At 51.6% G+C, this 13,679-nt stretch carries 19 protein-coding genes; 4 read left to right on the top strand and 15 right to left on the bottom strand.

Going from position 1 to position 13,679, the window contains the following annotated elements:
• Positions 1–78 precede the first annotated feature (78 nt).
• Positions 79–657 carry a recombinase family protein gene (locus tag Q8O96_RS30855; RefSeq protein WP_305950097.1) on the top strand — a complete coding sequence of 193 codons (579 nt, stop codon included), beginning with the start codon at positions 79–81 and terminating at the stop codon, positions 655–657.
• On the opposite strand, the gene Q8O96_RS30850 is transcribed toward Q8O96_RS30855, so the two are convergent.
• From Q8O96_RS30850 to Q8O96_RS30840, 3 genes are all read right to left on the bottom strand, one after another.
• Positions 638–892, bottom strand: coding sequence for a hypothetical protein (locus Q8O96_RS30850; protein ID WP_305950096.1), 255 nt, complete (start codon positions 890–892; stop codon positions 638–640). The two genes, Q8O96_RS30855 and Q8O96_RS30850, sit on opposite strands and share 20 nt — an antisense overlap.
• A 64-nt stretch (positions 893–956) precedes the next feature.
• On the bottom strand, positions 957–1,151 hold the full coding sequence (locus Q8O96_RS30845; protein WP_305950095.1) for a hypothetical protein: 195 nt from the start codon (positions 1,149–1,151) through the stop codon (positions 957–959).
• Between the two features lie 56 nt (positions 1,152–1,207).
• Positions 1,208–1,558: a TrfB-related DNA-binding protein gene (locus tag Q8O96_RS30840; protein ID WP_305950094.1), complete on the bottom strand. Its 351-nt coding sequence runs from the start codon at positions 1,556–1,558 to the stop codon at positions 1,208–1,210.
• A 263-nt stretch (positions 1,559–1,821) separates the two neighbouring features.
• On the opposite strand from Q8O96_RS30840, the gene Q8O96_RS30835 reads away from it, so the two are divergent.
• The 3 genes from Q8O96_RS30835 (at position 1,822) to Q8O96_RS30825 (ending at position 4,410) form a co-directional block, all read left to right on the top strand.
• Positions 1,822–3,180: an OprD family porin gene (locus Q8O96_RS30835; RefSeq protein WP_305950093.1), complete on the top strand. Its 1,359-nt coding sequence runs from the start codon at positions 1,822–1,824 to the stop codon at positions 3,178–3,180.
• A 346-nt stretch (positions 3,181–3,526) separates the two neighbouring features.
• Positions 3,527–4,066 (top strand): OmpA family protein, encoded by a 540-nt coding sequence (locus Q8O96_RS30830; RefSeq protein ID WP_305950092.1) that lies wholly within the window; start codon positions 3,527–3,529, stop codon positions 4,064–4,066.
• Positions 4,063–4,410: a TrbM/KikA/MpfK family conjugal transfer protein gene (locus Q8O96_RS30825; protein WP_371826217.1), complete on the top strand. Its 348-nt coding sequence runs from the start codon at positions 4,063–4,065 to the stop codon at positions 4,408–4,410. The genes Q8O96_RS30830 and Q8O96_RS30825 overlap by 4 nt, the downstream gene beginning before the upstream one ends.
• A gap of 69 nt (positions 4,411–4,479) precedes the next feature.
• On the opposite strand, the gene Q8O96_RS30820 is transcribed toward Q8O96_RS30825, so the two are convergent.
• From Q8O96_RS30820 to Q8O96_RS30765, 12 genes are all read right to left on the bottom strand, one after another.
• Complete coding sequence (locus Q8O96_RS30820) at positions 4,480–5,538, bottom strand: relaxase/mobilization nuclease domain-containing protein (RefSeq protein ID WP_305950091.1); 1,059 nt, start codon at positions 5,536–5,538, stop codon at positions 4,480–4,482.
• On the bottom strand, positions 5,535–6,053 hold the full coding sequence (gene mobC / locus Q8O96_RS30815) for a plasmid mobilization relaxosome protein MobC (protein WP_305950090.1): 519 nt from the start codon (positions 6,051–6,053) through the stop codon (positions 5,535–5,537). Before mobC ends, Q8O96_RS30820 begins: the two co-directional genes overlap by 4 nt.
• Positions 6,054–6,654: 601 nt before the next feature.
• Positions 6,655–7,122, bottom strand: coding sequence for a DUF192 domain-containing protein (locus tag Q8O96_RS30810; RefSeq protein WP_305950089.1), 468 nt, complete (start codon positions 7,120–7,122; stop codon positions 6,655–6,657).
• Positions 7,119–8,246, bottom strand: coding sequence for a ParB/RepB/Spo0J family partition protein (locus Q8O96_RS30805; RefSeq protein ID WP_305950088.1), 1,128 nt, complete (start codon positions 8,244–8,246; stop codon positions 7,119–7,121). Before Q8O96_RS30805 ends, Q8O96_RS30810 begins: the two co-directional genes overlap by 4 nt.
• Positions 8,246–9,034 (bottom strand): ParA family protein, encoded by a 789-nt coding sequence (locus tag Q8O96_RS30800; protein WP_305950087.1) that lies wholly within the window; start codon positions 9,032–9,034, stop codon positions 8,246–8,248. Before Q8O96_RS30800 ends, Q8O96_RS30805 begins: the two co-directional genes overlap by 1 nt.
• Positions 9,031–9,441: a hypothetical protein gene (locus Q8O96_RS30795; protein ID WP_305950086.1), complete on the bottom strand. Its 411-nt coding sequence runs from the start codon at positions 9,439–9,441 to the stop codon at positions 9,031–9,033. Before Q8O96_RS30795 ends, Q8O96_RS30800 begins: the two co-directional genes overlap by 4 nt.
• A gap of 5 nt (positions 9,442–9,446) precedes the next feature.
• Positions 9,447–9,854, bottom strand: a complete 408-nt coding sequence (locus Q8O96_RS30790) for a single-stranded DNA-binding protein (RefSeq protein WP_305950085.1) — start codon at positions 9,852–9,854, stop codon at positions 9,447–9,449.
• Positions 9,855–11,084: 1,230 nt separating this feature from the next.
• Positions 11,085–11,375, bottom strand: a complete 291-nt coding sequence (locus tag Q8O96_RS30785) for an addiction module antidote protein (RefSeq protein WP_305950084.1) — start codon at positions 11,373–11,375, stop codon at positions 11,085–11,087.
• Positions 11,375–11,671 (bottom strand): type II toxin-antitoxin system RelE/ParE family toxin, encoded by a 297-nt coding sequence (locus tag Q8O96_RS30780; RefSeq protein WP_305950083.1) that lies wholly within the window; start codon positions 11,669–11,671, stop codon positions 11,375–11,377. Before Q8O96_RS30780 ends, Q8O96_RS30785 begins: the two co-directional genes overlap by 1 nt.
• Before the next feature lie 73 nt (positions 11,672–11,744).
• Positions 11,745–12,158 (bottom strand): hypothetical protein, encoded by a 414-nt coding sequence (locus Q8O96_RS30775; protein WP_305950082.1) that lies wholly within the window; start codon positions 12,156–12,158, stop codon positions 11,745–11,747.
• Positions 12,159–12,161: 3 nt separating this feature from the next.
• Positions 12,162–12,320, bottom strand: coding sequence for a hypothetical protein (locus Q8O96_RS30770; protein ID WP_305950081.1), 159 nt, complete (start codon positions 12,318–12,320; stop codon positions 12,162–12,164).
• Positions 12,321–12,439: 119 nt separating this feature from the next.
• Positions 12,440–13,679 (bottom strand): DUF3560 domain-containing protein (locus tag Q8O96_RS30765; RefSeq protein ID WP_305950080.1); only part of this gene is annotated, 1,240 nt, incomplete at its 5' end.

The following is a 13,679-nucleotide window of genomic DNA, read 5'->3' as shown; positions in this document are numbered from 1 at the left end:
AAAGTTACCGCTGTAGATGCATTACCGGAAACGGTCGTTTACTGTAATATCCCGAGCTTTTTTCGGGAGCGAACGTGAATGCTTATCGGATATGCCAGAGTCTCTAAAACTGAGCAAAATCTGGACATGCAGCTAGCAGCCTTAAAAAAGGCTGGCTGTCAGAGGATATTCACAGATAAAGCAAGCGGCAGATCACACCGCAATCCCGGTTTAAAGAGAGCGATCAGGGCTCTGTCAAAAGGTGACACCCTGGTTGCGTGGAGCCTCGACCGGTTAGGCCGAACGATGAAAGGCTTGATTGACCTTAGCTACCTACTCAATCACAAACAGATCAACCTGCAGTTTCTCATTGAGCAAATGGACACGAACACCCCGCATGGCAGGTACATGTTCAACTTGAAAGCCGCGACAGCGGTCTACGAGCTTGAGCGGAACAGAGAGAGAACCATGGCCGGGCTCGCGGTAGCACGTGAAGCTGGAAGGATTGGAGGGCGACGTCTAATCATGACTGATGCTCGACGTCGCGAGGCTGCTGGGCTGCTGATCCAGGGGCTAAGCCGAAAACAAATAGCTCAAAAAATGGGGGTGTCGATCACCTCTATTTACAGACACTTGCCGGTGGGTTCTGAGGCGAGTGCTAACCTGCCTGGATCTTGATCTTAACTTGTCCCGCCCCCTGGGCTTCGGCCTCCCGGCGCTCGCGGGCTTCTACCACCGCCTTCAACTCTTCATTTGTGCAACGCACTTCATCGACTGAACGATGATCCCAACCACCCGCGTCAGTGAACGGTTCAGGACTCTTTTGCGGCGGTTGGCACGCCCGCAGATCCTGGATGTGCTGGCATCCAGTTAGAAGGAAGCCAATGAACGCAACAGCGAAAAACTTTTTCATATGCAGCTCCAAATGTCAGGCGAAAAAAAGCCCCGATTGATCGAGGCTTTTGGGGGGGAGAGGCTTAGGAGCCGTGAACGAAGTTTTCAGGGGTGACGCTGATGTAATTGGCTTGACCAGTGATTTTTTCGTATGCCGCTGGATCTTTTGCATAAAGCGCCTGGCCGCGGGCGTTCAGATCCGCGATGGAGCTGCAGCCGCTCAGGGTAGTAACAGCAGCAACAGCAGCAACGATCATCATTTTTTTCAAAGTTTTCATGGTGCAGCTCCTTGAGTTTGGTTTTCAGCGACCTGTTTGTCGCTGATGGCCCCATGCTATTCCCTTCTGTAAACCGTGTCAACCATTGGTTTACTCGGTTTACTATTATTTTTCAGATTATCCTTTTCTTCGTCCAGCTTTGCGTACAGCCATGTCGCTAGCCAAGGGGGCATCAGCTCATTGACCTGCACCCATGTAGCGGGCACGTCTTTGAGCAACGCATTTACGCGCTTCATGTGTTTGTAGGCATTCTGTTTGCTCATGTTGAGCGCAGCGGATGCCTCTTGGAGTGTCTTGCCATCTACAAACATCAGCCGAGCGAGAGTGTTCACCTGGACGGATAGCTTGACGAGCTTTGACTGTTCCCTTTCAAACTCTTCGGGTGACATTCGTAAGGGTTTTGTCATCGTATTGACCTATTTCTGTCTTAAATTGCTCAAGGCTAAGGCTTTATGTCGAGATTCGCTAGTAAACACTGTTAACTAATGGTTTGCTAGGTTTACTCATCGTGCGACTAAAGTCGTATCCTATTCCGTCCGACATAGCTTTATTGCATAAGCAAGAAGCGCTTAGATCGTGGACGTAACAAAAAATTACGTTTAGCGTTGCGCCTTTTCGTCAGTCCGTCACACGCAAAACACTTAAAAAAAGATCTACTAGGAGCTAAAACATGTACAAACGTTCACTGCCGACAGCCGTTGCGCTGGCGGGCCTCTCTATCGGTGCCCAGGCTCAGGCTGCTGAATCAGCTCAGCATGGTTTCATCGAAGACAGTACCGCAAGCATCACGGCGCGGAACTTCTACATTAACCAGGATAACCGCGACGGCGCAGCGAAGCCGTCCAAGCAGGAAGAATGGGGCCAGGGGTTCATTCTCAATCTGCAATCCGGCTTCACGCAGGGCACAGTGGGTTTCGGTGTTGATGCTATCGGCCTGCTGGGTGTCCGACTCGATTCTGGCAAGGGCACTGCTTACAACTCCGGCAGCGTCGGCAAGGGCGGTATCGTATTCCCGAGTGACAGCGATGGTCGAGCCGTTGACGAGTTCAGCAGCCTGGGGTTGACTGCAAAAGCTAGGATCTCGAAAACTGAGCTGCGCCTCGGCACCCTGATGCCGAAACTGCCTGTAGTGACGTACAACGACGGGCGCCTGCTACCGCAAACCTTTGAGGGTGGACAGGTCACATCGAACGAAATTGATGGTCTGACCTTGGTCGGCGGTAAGTTGGAACACGCCAAAGGCCGTAACTCAAGCAACAATGAGTCGCTGACTATCGCCGGTTCCAACGGGAACCCAATCACTGCGAAATCGAATCAGCGCAGTAACGAGTTCTACTATGCTGGCGGTGACTACAAGATCACCAAGGATCTGACTGCGCAGTACTACTACGGCAATCTTGAAGACTTCTACAAGCAGCACTTCCTTGGCTTGACTCACAACTGGGCTCTGCCGGTCGGTAGCTTGAAGTCGGACTTGCGTTACTTCTACAGTGACTCGGATGGCAAGAACGCTAGTCAAGAAGGCCGGATCGCCGGTTATCGTTCGACGGGTTACAACAACAAGAACGGCGAAGTCGATAACCGTACCTGGAGCGCGAAGTTCACCTACAGCTTGGAAGGCCACGCACTCAGTGCTGGTTATCAGCGCGTTAACGGTACGAGCGATTTCCCGTTCCTGAACCAAGGCGATGGCTCATCTAGCTACTTGATCACTGACGTACAGATCGGCAAGTTCCAGCGTGCAGGCGAGCGCACTTGGTTAGCTGGTTACGCATACGACTTTGCCGCTATCGGCCTGCCAGGACTGACAACCTCGGTCATGTACCTGAAGGGCGATAATATCGCTGCGGCGAGCTACGATCGTTCAGAATGGGAGCGTGATTTCACCCTGGGCTATGTGATCCCCGAGGGTTCGCTCAAAGGCCTTGGCTTCACCTGGCGAAACGCGGCTCTGCGCTCTGATGCTGCTGGCCAACGCGACCAGGACGAAAACCGTCTGATTGTGAGTTACACCTACAAATTCTTTTGATAGACTCTGAAGTACAGGCTGGCTCCTCTCAGAATTGGCCTGTGTTTCTAATTTTAAACCCGACTGTTTACACGGTCGGGTTTTTTTTTGCTCAAATTTTTCAAGACAATTTCAGCGTCAACTAGTGATGTCGAATTCAGTATCACTGACAAGGCTAATAAGACAGTTTCAGCGTTAGCTGGTAACTGAAGTAGAAAATTGGCGACAAGGCTGGCTACTGCAGAATACGTTTACGTCACCAATTCTTCGATGTGCTTTCTACTCGAATAAAAATTCTTAACATTGCTAGGGAGACACCAATATATATAATATTGGATCTCTCACAGCAACATTTAGGAAATTCAAAATGCGCATTTTGGTAGCTATGTCTTTCGCTGTCGCCCTGACGGCTTGCTCTGCACCGCCAAAGCCTCCCGTCGTAGATGGGCACGACAGGCAGCCAGTCAACAACAGCCGCAGCCAAGAAATAATCTCACTTCGGGCTGATCTAGCTCGCACTCAAGAACAGTTGCGCAACCGAAACCAGGAACATAGCGAAAAGGTAGAAAAAATTGCACCTGTGTCCCAGGTGGTAATTGTGAACTTTCCGTACAGCAGTACCCAGTTCAACCCTAGCTGGAGCGACGTACAGGTACTGAGTCGTTTACTTCCATCGGCTAAGCACGTTTTCATTCGTGGCCGAACTGACGCAAATTATTTCACCGTCGCAGACGAGCGGATAGCTCTTGGCCGCGCACTAGCTGCAAAAAGCTGGGTCATTGCTCAAGGTGTTCCAGCCTCTAAAGTGTCGATTAACTACATTTCAGGAGGAGATTATCTAAACGACAACACTACAAACTTCGGAAAGACTAACAATCGGCGCGTCGAGATAGAGGTTTACAAATGAACAGATACCAATTTCTCGCACTGACCACAGCCTTGTTAGTGATGCCAATTGTACAAGCTGAAGAATTCACTGGAGACACACGACTATCATGCGAGGCAATCCTTTGTCTTTCATCAGGTCAGCGGCCAGAAGAGTGCCAACCTTCGCTATCTCGATACTTTGGAATTAATAAAAAGAAGTGGAAGGATACTGTTAAGGCTCGCCAGAATTTTCTAGAAATTTGCCCTGACGAAAATACAGATAGCGGTCGGTCAGCTGAGTTGAATTCGATAGCAAACACCCCAGGTACCGCAGACTCAGACTCAGACTCAGACTCAGACTCAGACTCAGACTCAGAAGGCTAACAACTAAAGATACCGAATTCCCGGTTCTACAAATAAAAAAGCGCGGTATAGGCCGCGCTTTTTTGTGTTTTAACGAGACTTTTCCTGCTCCCCTGGACCTGGACGATCTTTCTTCTCACCGAATAGCTCAGGCTTTTTACTCTTGGATTGCTGCTTCAGATTATGCACCATCATTTCGTGTTGCGTGCTAGTCGATGGAAACTGCTGAATGAACTGAACAACATCCAATGCCAAACGTTTATCATCCACATTACTTGCCGCCAAGGCTCGAGCGACTTCGCTGTAAGCTGTCAGAACATCCTTACGGCTATCCAATATCTTATCTGTCGCAGGATTTTTGTACTTTAACTTACCTGATGACTCCTGCTCTGCCAGTTCACGCTGAGCAACTTTGACTCTTGACTCCCCTCCCCTTCGCTCGATCTGCCTAATCGCCTGTTTCTCTGGCTTTTTGACGATTCCGCGTGCCTTCCTAGGAGTTGCGTTGGCCTCGATGCCTTGTTCCCTAAGTTTCTCCGCGAATAGTTCGCGCCACTGCTGTAAATCTGCCTTCCGTGGGTTAAGACGTACTCCGTCTTTACTCATAGCCTTAACAGCCAAATGAACATGGGGATGCTTCTCGTCATCATGAGCAGCAAAAATATACTGATGGCTATCAAACTGAGACATTGCAAACGATCTAGCGGCATCCTTCACTGCTTGACGATTTGTCCCTGGGGGCATTGACAAAACAATATTAAAGGCTTCTTTACGTTCTTCGCCCTGGTCAGGAATACCGATCTTACCTTTAGCCCAAGCATCGCGCACATCTCTTACATCTTCTTTGCCAAGATAGGTTTGACCATTTTCATCCTCTATCTCCACCTCCCCATTTCGTGAAATGTAATCCATGTGCGCCTTAATCTGACGCATGTTCTTGCCGCCGCCTGAAATTTTAACCATGACTTCAGGTGCTTTTTTTACTGTGCGCTCGAACTTTTCGCGCGTAGCTAAGCCTCCATTTTTGACACTTTCCGTTTTTTGCTTCGTTTGTCCACTACGCGCATTGCGGCCCTTACCGCCCTTGACCTTTCCGTAGTCGAAACGATCCCCCCAGTCCTTCAACACCCCATCAAGTGATCGTGTCATTCAAGGCTCCAACGCTCGAGGCTCGCACGAATAGCACCACTAACCACATCAGTATGCTTATCAATTAGACGGCTAAGGGCCTCTATTCGCTCAACAGTTACTGGTTCGTACTGCCCTTCATTCAACCGGCGAGCAATCTGATTAAGGTTACGACCAAGAGCAAGCAGCTGATAATTGGACTCACCCAGCGCATCAATTTCGGCCATTCCAAATTGTGGTTCATGGGTAAGCCCAGTCCGGATTGCATCAATTATCCAGCGTCGCATAGAGCAACGCTCAAGCTGCGCACGCTCTCTAACGGCCGACTTTTCTGAAATGGTCATCAAGATTTCAAACCGTAGTTTCGGCTCTTTGGCTTCCTCAGTCTGACGGTAGGTCTTTGGTACGGGATTCGCGTTGGCTTTTGTTAGCTGATACTCAATCGCTTCCTTAATAGCAGCCCCTGGTGTTTTACCCAGTCCTTCGCAGTAGTCCATCCAGCGAGCTTTTAGTTCTGAGCCCAGGTGGACGTTCATGGCCCGGCTTGGTTTCTGCATAGCTGTCTCTCAAAAGCTGCAATACGAACCGCAAGGAATATCCTTGCTAACTGTGTGCGCACAGTTTACCGGCGGTTAGCCTATCCTGCAATAGACCACTCATAAGCCGTTTTCTTCGTCATGACGAAGAATTTCTCGAGTAGGTAGAAAAACGGTCACGTGCGCCAGCGCTGACCATCCGAATGATTGGGTTTTGAAGAAAAACGATTAGGGTAAGCTGCGCGCCTGACGGCTTGCCAGTCATGCCTTACCCCGCTTCGCTCCTAACAACACTGCGCGCCCTGCGGGCTTGCCCAAAGAGGCGCTGCCTCTCTGGACTCTCGGCACCTCGCCCGTGGGTCAGGGATGCAGGGGGTAAAGCTCTCCCTGCACCCCCGACGAAGGTTTGGGCCACTCCACCGGCATCAAGGGCCGCTGCGCTCGAAATCCTCACCCGTTCGGTGCTCAGTCGCTGCGCGCCCTGCGCTCCGCGTGCGGCTTCCGGTTTCGCCCTTGACACCGCTTACGGGCTGTACTGGATTTGGGATGGCATCGCGTGAGGAAAAAAAGCCCAGCGCTGGGCTGGGCTTGGGAATTCGTGTTATCGACACTTCCGTCTGACTAATGCCGATCCGACTGAAAGCCCGAGTCGTTGGTATTCGCCTTGGGCTAGCTCCAGGGCATCGACAGCGGGCTGAAAAGAAAAATGATTCGTCTCTGAATTTGGCTCCATATCTTCAACCGAGAACAGTACGCCTTCGGTATCAAAGAAACCAATGGTGAGCGGGGCAGGGGTGTTACGCATCCAGAATACGCGCGGCTCCGGCTTTTCCCAAGTAAACAACATGCCTGGGCCTACGTCGGTTTTGTGCATTAGACCGCGCGCTTCCTGTGCGGCGGTTTTCGCAACGGGAACCCTGTACAGGGTTGCACCGTTGGAAAACTCAAGGTCGCAGGTTTCGGTAGGTGTTCCCGCCGCCGCCAGCTGCCGTCCGACAACAAAAGCAACGACGGGCCCGACCAGTATCAGACCAGCGACACAGTAGAAGGTCGCTTTCCTGATGTTCACTTTTCGGCCTCGGTCAGCAGATTAATAGTCAGGCTTCCGGCATCGACCTCTGCGTCGCCGCCGCCATCCTCGTAGCGAATTCGAATCAGGCCAGCAGTGGACGGACGACGATTCAACAACACCGCGGCCGCTCGCCCCTCGTGCACAACCAGCAGCAACGGTTTTTTCATGCTGTCAGGATCTGAAATCGCCTTGCCACGCGGCCAACTAGTGAGTTCGCCTTGGTCGATGTTCTCGGAGTCGCCGTCGTCCCTGCCCAGGCTCTTGCTTTCCTTTGCGCCTTTGCCTTGGCTGCCGGAATCTTCACCGAACTGCTGGCCACCTTCACCTTCACTTTTTCCGCTCGATTGGTTGTTTTTTTCGTCATGACGAAATTCTGCGCCATCGTTCGAGTTTTCGTTACCCTCGGCGCCTCCCTGCTCGCTGGGGTCAGTGCCTTGCGTGGCCTTCTTTTTACCCTTGAGAACATCGCCCAGGTCTGCAACCGTGCGCCGTGTAACTTCGTGACCAGCGTCGCACCATGCCTTTACCTGCTCTGGGAATTTTTCAGCCAAGGCGCGCAGTTCGTAAATCGTCTTAGGCGACATGCAACGCCCCGTTGCGTAGATGTCGGCCACACACTCTGGCGGATCAATCAAAGCCAGCAGCTCTGTAATGTGATTAGCTGGCTTCCCAAGCCGCTTAGCAATCTCGCCCTTTTTGAATCCCTCATTGAGTTTGCGCTGTACAAACTGGGTCAGTTCAATAGGCCGCAGGTTGTAGCGCTTTTCGTTGGCGTTCACTTGGTCGAAATCGTCGAAATCATCATCGACAGTAATCGGAATGTCCTCGACTTCTGCCCACTGCGAGCTGCGCCACCGTAATTCACCGTCGTTGATAATCCACTTACCCGGCTGGTCAGGGTGTGGCTTGACGGAAATTGCCTGTTTCACTCCACGCGATTTGATATTCGCGCCCATGTCAGCAATTTCGTCAGGGTCGAAGATTTTACGCGGCTGGTTCGGGTCCGGCATCACATCTGTCAGTTTGGCACGCATGGCACGACCGTCAGGCTTGCCAGGGACCGCCTGAACGGGAGTAGTTTCGGGCGTCTTTTTGTCTTCGAGTGCGGAAAGGTCAAGCATTACACGGCCTCCAATGGCTGAGCGAGTTTCTCGAAAATAGGCTTGATCTGCGCCCATGCTTCACGACCGGATGTTTTGCCCAGCTTCCATACTGGAACACCCGCCGCCTGTGCTTCAGGAATAGCGGTAGTTCGCTTAATAGCAGCAAAACCCTTCTCCAGCGGAATAAGCAATTTTGCATAGTGCTTCGCCAGAGCGTGAAAGTTGTTACGCTGAAATGGGGTAGGTTCAACGATGTTCGGCAGAATACCCAGCAGTTGCAGATTGGGATTGATGGTCTCCTGAATGCGACGGATACCGATGCTTGGGTGATTAAGAAGGTCGCCAATACCGTCGATGGCTTCTTGATTCAATTGGATCGGTGAAACCACGAACTGACTGCACACCAGCGCCGAGAGTTGACGAATATCCGGGTTAGGGTTGGTGTCGATCAGGCACACATCAAACTGTCCGCTGACGGAGGTCAAAAACTTGTGCAGGTTGTTCACGTAGACATTGTGCTGATCTTCTTTGCGCTCCATTTTGATAAGTTCTTGGGTTCCAGAAACCAAGACAAATTCAGCGTTCTCGATGGTCAAAGCAGACTCGCGCAACAGCGCGTCCGCGCTGAGGCTCGAAACCGTGGCGTAGCCACCTAACTTGATGGCTTTTGTACTATTACGTTGATGGTCGAGATCAATCACCAGTACGCGCAGGCCGCGCAGGATGTGTAAGAAGTAGGCGAATTGAACAACAAAAAAGGACTTGCCAACGCCGCCTTTCTGGTTTGCTAAAACGTAGGTTTTCATTCCTGAATGCTCCTGAGAAAGCGCCGAATCGTAGTGGCCGACGTGGTGATATTTTTGAGTTTGAAAAAGCTCACGACCTGTTCAACGGTGTATCCGTTGTCTCGCAGGGTTCGGACTTCCTTTGAGAAAGGTTCGAGGGCTTCGAATGTGGCATTACCGTGCCTTGGTGCTTCCTGGCGCATGAATTCCTCTAGCTCAACAACTCGGACCTGTTCGGCCTTGTCGTTGAACCGGCCAAGCAGCACGCGGGCTTGTTTCGGCGACATTTCGTGTGCCGCTGCTGCGTCAGCCAGCGGCACACCGTCTACGAGAATCGCCCGAACCACATTCAAGGATCGTTCGTACCATCTGCATTTTGATGCCACGCGGTCGAATTGCGCGGCATCCATCCTTGGGGCTTGGGCCATGGCGACTACTCTTGGTGCTGGTACTGGTTGTAATCGTCCTGCCCAGAAGGTTGGCCGTTGTGGTTAGCCCACTGGGCGCGCTTCTCGGAGCCAGGTGCCCCGAATTTGAATTCTTCGGTGATAAAGTTGAAGCCGTACCGGGTTTCGTTGCTGCCCTGGGGGGTGTAGTTATTGTTCTCGATGCGATAGTTGATGATCAGCTGATCGCCCTTCATTGCTGACTTTGCAATAGCCTCGGCCTTGGCGCGGAAGGCGACGAACTCTATGGAAGTCGTGCGCTGCTTGGCTTTGCCCTCGGCATCGCGGCCCGCAAACTCATTTTCGATTAGCGTGAAGCGGCACACGGCGCGATCGCCGGAACCGCTGAGTGTCGGAGCTTTGGCTAGGTTGCCGACAAAGACGTTATTTTGCATAGCGTTCTCCAGGTGATACGGCCAGGATCAGGCCGCAAGCAAAGTATAACACCGGGAAAACAAACAAGACAACAGATAGAAAACAAATGGATAACGTTTTTGTTGTGCTTTAAGCCTTTTCCATTGGATCAATGAATGTTTTTCATATCGCAATAAAACCATGATTCATCCATTACACAGCCTAAACCAGACGTTTCGGGTGGTGGCCAGCGTTGTTCTTTTCCCGTTGAACGAGCAAAGCCCCTTGAGCGGTTGCGTATCGCAACGCCCTGGAGCTGGTCGCGGTTAGACATCATTCGCAAATAGCGGGGATTTCTATCAACGCTCTGTGCCGCGTTCTGAGCGTTTTTAGTAGGGCAGGGGTGGGCTGACCCGCTCGAAGTTAAGAACGCTTCTTGTGGGGCTGCTGCGGGGCTTGAAATTAGCAACGGAGGCAGGCAATCCCCCCCTTTGCCCTATAAAACGCGCTTTATGGTCTTTCAGCGCTAATTAAGGATCTTGGCTGATTCTCACAAGAACCCGGCTGAGCGGGCGACCGGCTTGCCGGTCGGGCGTGATTTGTCCGGGCCTTAGCGCCCGTCAGGGTCGCAGCGCTAGCGCTGCGAGGGCGGCCGCTTGCGGCCGGGCCGCTTAGGTCAGCCGTTATCACGTTCTTGAAGCCCGCTTTTGCTCTTGTAGACCGTCTGTGCCCGTAGGGCACGCATTTTTAGGCGGCATGCCGCCGTGCTCTTGCTGGTAAACAGGCTTTGCCCGTAGGGCACGCATTATCAGGCGGGCTTGCCCGCCGTCAGGCCGGCGCGAAGCGACGGGGCGGAGTGAGCGAAGCGAGCGTAGGGTAGGAGCGCTTTTGCCGCCTTGGCGGCGGTTTGTGTGGCTTGTTCACAAGCCGAATGCCCTAGATATAGGTATTTTTTACTTACAGGTATAAAGATTTACTACAGGGGGAACCTTTTAGCTCTCAACGAAACCCAGCAAATACGGGGGGTTACGGGCATTTTCTGCGAATGTGGATAAGATAGAATCAGCGCGAAACGGCAAGACAGATTCAGCGTGGATTTTGTGAATAAGCTTTAAAAATCCTTTTAAATCAACAACTTAAAAACAAGACAGATTCAGCGTGGATAACTCAAGAGAAAAGCAGCCTTATCCACAACACTCCTGGCACTCAAACAGCAAATAAAAAGCCCGCATAAGCGGGCTCTGAAGCGAATAGATGGAATCCCAGGATTGCTACTGCGTATGCGCGCGCGCGGTCAGATCAACCCCTAGCGCCCGCATAACCACCAGCATAGTTTTCAGCGTCGGGTTTCCACGGTCGCTAAACGACTTGTAAAGTTGCTCTCTGTTAAGCCCTGTTTCCTTGGCCAGCACTGACATCCCTTTGGCCCGCGCAACCACTCCCATAGCCTTCGCGATATAGGCAGCATCGCCAGTATCCAAAGCGTCGGCTATGAACACCGCGATAGCCTCCGGGCCATCCAGTGCTTGCGCAGGATCGTAGTCATAAATTAGCTCGGTCATTACGGCCTCCACTCGTTGGCTAGGCGTTTCGCTGTTTCTATGTCCCTGGCTTGACTGCCCTTGTCTCCACCACATAAAAGGATAATGATTTCTGCCCCACGCTGCTGGAAGTAGACCCGAAAACCAGGACCATAATGAATCCTCAACTCACTCACTCCCTGGCCCACCGGGGATACGTCGCCGGATAAACCATTCGCCAAGCGAAAGATCCGGGCGGCAATTGCGGCCTTTGCCCGCTTATCCTTCAGGCTACATTCCCAGGTCATAAAATTGGCGGTCTGTTTGATAGCGATCATTTGCTTAGTGTAGTTTATAAAACACAAAATGGCAAGTTTTGGTGACAGATTAGTCGCTATATCAGGCGTGGCGTCACCAGCTATAATTGCGTGCCTCGCCAGTCAGATAGCGTCGAGCATCGGACATTGCCTGCTGAACGTGATAAGCCCTACTCTGTAATGCAGTCAACTTTGCCCGCAACTCATCGTATTCCTTTGCGCGGCCAATTCCGGCGCGAGCTTCTTCAATCCGACTCATATCACAACCAATATATTCCCTTTTGCGACGCTCCCCCTGCTGCTGTGAATAAAGCAGATAGAGATATTTCGGATCGTCGTTACTGTCCTTGCGCCAGTGCTCAGAAGCATAGATAAGGCCGTCTTTTTTCAAACGCTCCATACACTCGCTGACTTGCCGAATTTCAACTTCAAGCGCTCTAATTAGAGGCGGTAATTCAGCGGAAAGCTTCACCAACTCAGACGGTTGCGCCTTCTTTGTCCTAGCCATTTTCTACACCCCAAACAGTACGACCTTTGCGGCCACAAAAAACAACGAAATGCCAATTGCCAGCCCCAAGAATTGCAAATAGACCAAGCCGGTACCGATGGCTAGAACGACGCCAATCAAGCGTTTTGCGATCTTCACAATCAAACCATCGAGGAAGTTCATATTCACACCACTCCTGTGGGCTAGACGACCGGCTACTGCCGGCCGCCAAATTGGTGTTAGCCAATGACCAAAATATACCACATTGGCCTATTTCTGTCGCCATTTTATGGCAAAGATAGCTACCGCTCGTCTGAGTGTTTGAGGGATTTTAATAGTTGCTGCCCGCTCCAAATCCCAGCGTTATTTAACTTGCGAATCCAAGGCTTTCCGTCGCGGCTTGGGCTCCAGTTAAAACCGTGGTCCTTGAGCAACTTGCGGGTTTTTTCATCCGGCTTTTCATCGAAAATGAACATCACGCGGTTTTCTTCCGGGTCCTCGCGATAGACGAAGCCAACCTCCTTTTGTTCGACGCTTGGACGCTGTGCGTTCTTCTCTAACTCAGCTATACGGCCCTTGATTCGACGCATGTTCGCGCCGTTGTTCCTAATAGCGTAATCAGGAAAGCCAACACGGCCGGCAATGTTTGGGACTAGCAACGCTCTAGAATCGGAATCACTGAACCCCAAGGCCACCAAAGCACTGGTTTTCGCTTCGTCTGATTTGCTGCTGCGAATCGCTTTGTTTGCGGCCTTCATACGCTCTTGCGATAGTTCTGCGCTTTCCAGTTCTGCACGAAGCTTGATGACAGCATCGGGGTCATCACTGGAACCCCCCCCGGTACCCACTGTTTTAGCTTTTTGTGCGTAATGATCGGCCCTATCCTGGAGTGCAAACGATTTACCAAACGTGTTATGGATCTTGTCGCGATAGTTACGGTCGCGACATTCGCTATGGTGCCCTACAAGGATCGGCTGTCCGAATGGAATCACCGACGCCATTTCTCTTGCCTTACGGTAGGTTTTAACGCTGGCCGCTTCTGCATCGGCTGCTCGACATTCATAGCGATCACGGCGGGCTTGCTGTTTGCGTTCGTACACGTTCAATGGGCGTCGCTCGACAGCCTCAATAGTCGCAACGGTTTCAACCTGGACATCCACACATAGCGGCGCCGGTTCTGCGACAGGCAGTGATAGGGTAACTTCGGTTAATTCAGAAATAGGTTCCGCATCCAGAGCTTCGGTCTGGCTAATGTGAAACACAGTCGTAGTTTTGACTTTCTTAACCGATACTTCTTCCCCGGTAGTTGCGTCCTTTTTTGTGCAAGGAATCACCGTCACGATTTTTACGCCACGCTCGCCCTTTTTGACTACTCGGCCCAGGGCTTTCCAAGCATTAAAAGTGAAGACATTAACTCGAGGAAGGATCTCACTCGCCTCAATCCCTTTCGCTTCGAAGCCGTCGAAAATCGGCTGATAGTTCGCCACACTGGTATTTGTTAGAGCACTCTCTAGGGCCATCCGCTGGACTTCCGCGAGTCTT

Source organism: Pseudomonas sp. LPH60 (assembly GCF_030718165.1).
Taxonomy (GTDB): Bacteria; Pseudomonadota; Gammaproteobacteria; order Pseudomonadales; family Pseudomonadaceae; genus Aquipseudomonas; species Aquipseudomonas danubii.
Note: the sequence above shows the minus strand (reverse complement) of the source record. Positions and strands in the feature narration are given on the sequence as shown.

What these genes read in the sequence shown, in the direction of transcription:
- Q8O96_RS30800 (WP_305950087.1), bottom strand. Translation starts at nt 9,034, where the DNA reads ATGAAAACCTACGTTTTAGCAAACCAGAAAGGCGGCGTTGGCAAGTCC.
- Q8O96_RS30855 (WP_305950097.1), top strand. Translation starts at nt 79, where the DNA reads ATGCTTATCGGATATGCCAGAGTCTCTAAAACTGAGCAAAATCTGGAC.
- Q8O96_RS30820 (WP_305950091.1), bottom strand. Translation starts at nt 5,538, where the DNA reads ATGACACGATCACTTGATGGGGTGTTGAAGGACTGGGGGGATCGTTTC.
- Q8O96_RS30795 (WP_305950086.1), bottom strand. Translation starts at nt 9,441, where the DNA reads ATGGCCCAAGCCCCAAGGATGGATGCCGCGCAATTCGACCGCGTGGCA.
- Q8O96_RS30780 (WP_305950083.1), bottom strand. Translation starts at nt 11,671, where the DNA reads ATGATCGCTATCAAACAGACCGCCAATTTTATGACCTGGGAATGTAGC.
- Q8O96_RS30825 (WP_371826217.1), top strand. Translation starts at nt 4,063, where the DNA reads ATGAACAGATACCAATTTCTCGCACTGACCACAGCCTTGTTAGTGATG.
- Q8O96_RS30805 (WP_305950088.1), bottom strand. Translation starts at nt 8,246, where the DNA reads ATGCTTGACCTTTCCGCACTCGAAGACAAAAAGACGCCCGAAACTACT.
- Q8O96_RS30850 (WP_305950096.1), bottom strand. Translation starts at nt 892, where the DNA reads ATGAAAAAGTTTTTCGCTGTTGCGTTCATTGGCTTCCTTCTAACTGGA.
- Q8O96_RS30840 (WP_305950094.1), bottom strand. Translation starts at nt 1,558, where the DNA reads ATGACAAAACCCTTACGAATGTCACCCGAAGAGTTTGAAAGGGAACAG.
- Q8O96_RS30845 (WP_305950095.1), bottom strand. Translation starts at nt 1,151, where the DNA reads ATGAAAACTTTGAAAAAAATGATGATCGTTGCTGCTGTTGCTGCTGTT.
- Q8O96_RS30830 (WP_305950092.1), top strand. Translation starts at nt 3,527, where the DNA reads ATGCGCATTTTGGTAGCTATGTCTTTCGCTGTCGCCCTGACGGCTTGC.
- mobC (WP_305950090.1), bottom strand. Translation starts at nt 6,053, where the DNA reads ATGAACGTCCACCTGGGCTCAGAACTAAAAGCTCGCTGGATGGACTAC.
- Q8O96_RS30775 (WP_305950082.1), bottom strand. Translation starts at nt 12,158, where the DNA reads ATGGCTAGGACAAAGAAGGCGCAACCGTCTGAGTTGGTGAAGCTTTCC.
- Q8O96_RS30785 (WP_305950084.1), bottom strand. Translation starts at nt 11,375, where the DNA reads ATGACCGAGCTAATTTATGACTACGATCCTGCGCAAGCACTGGATGGC.
- Q8O96_RS30835 (WP_305950093.1), top strand. Translation starts at nt 1,822, where the DNA reads ATGTACAAACGTTCACTGCCGACAGCCGTTGCGCTGGCGGGCCTCTCT.
- Q8O96_RS30790 (WP_305950085.1), bottom strand. Translation starts at nt 9,854, where the DNA reads ATGCAAAATAACGTCTTTGTCGGCAACCTAGCCAAAGCTCCGACACTC.
- Q8O96_RS30770 (WP_305950081.1), bottom strand. Translation starts at nt 12,320, where the DNA reads ATGAACTTCCTCGATGGTTTGATTGTGAAGATCGCAAAACGCTTGATT.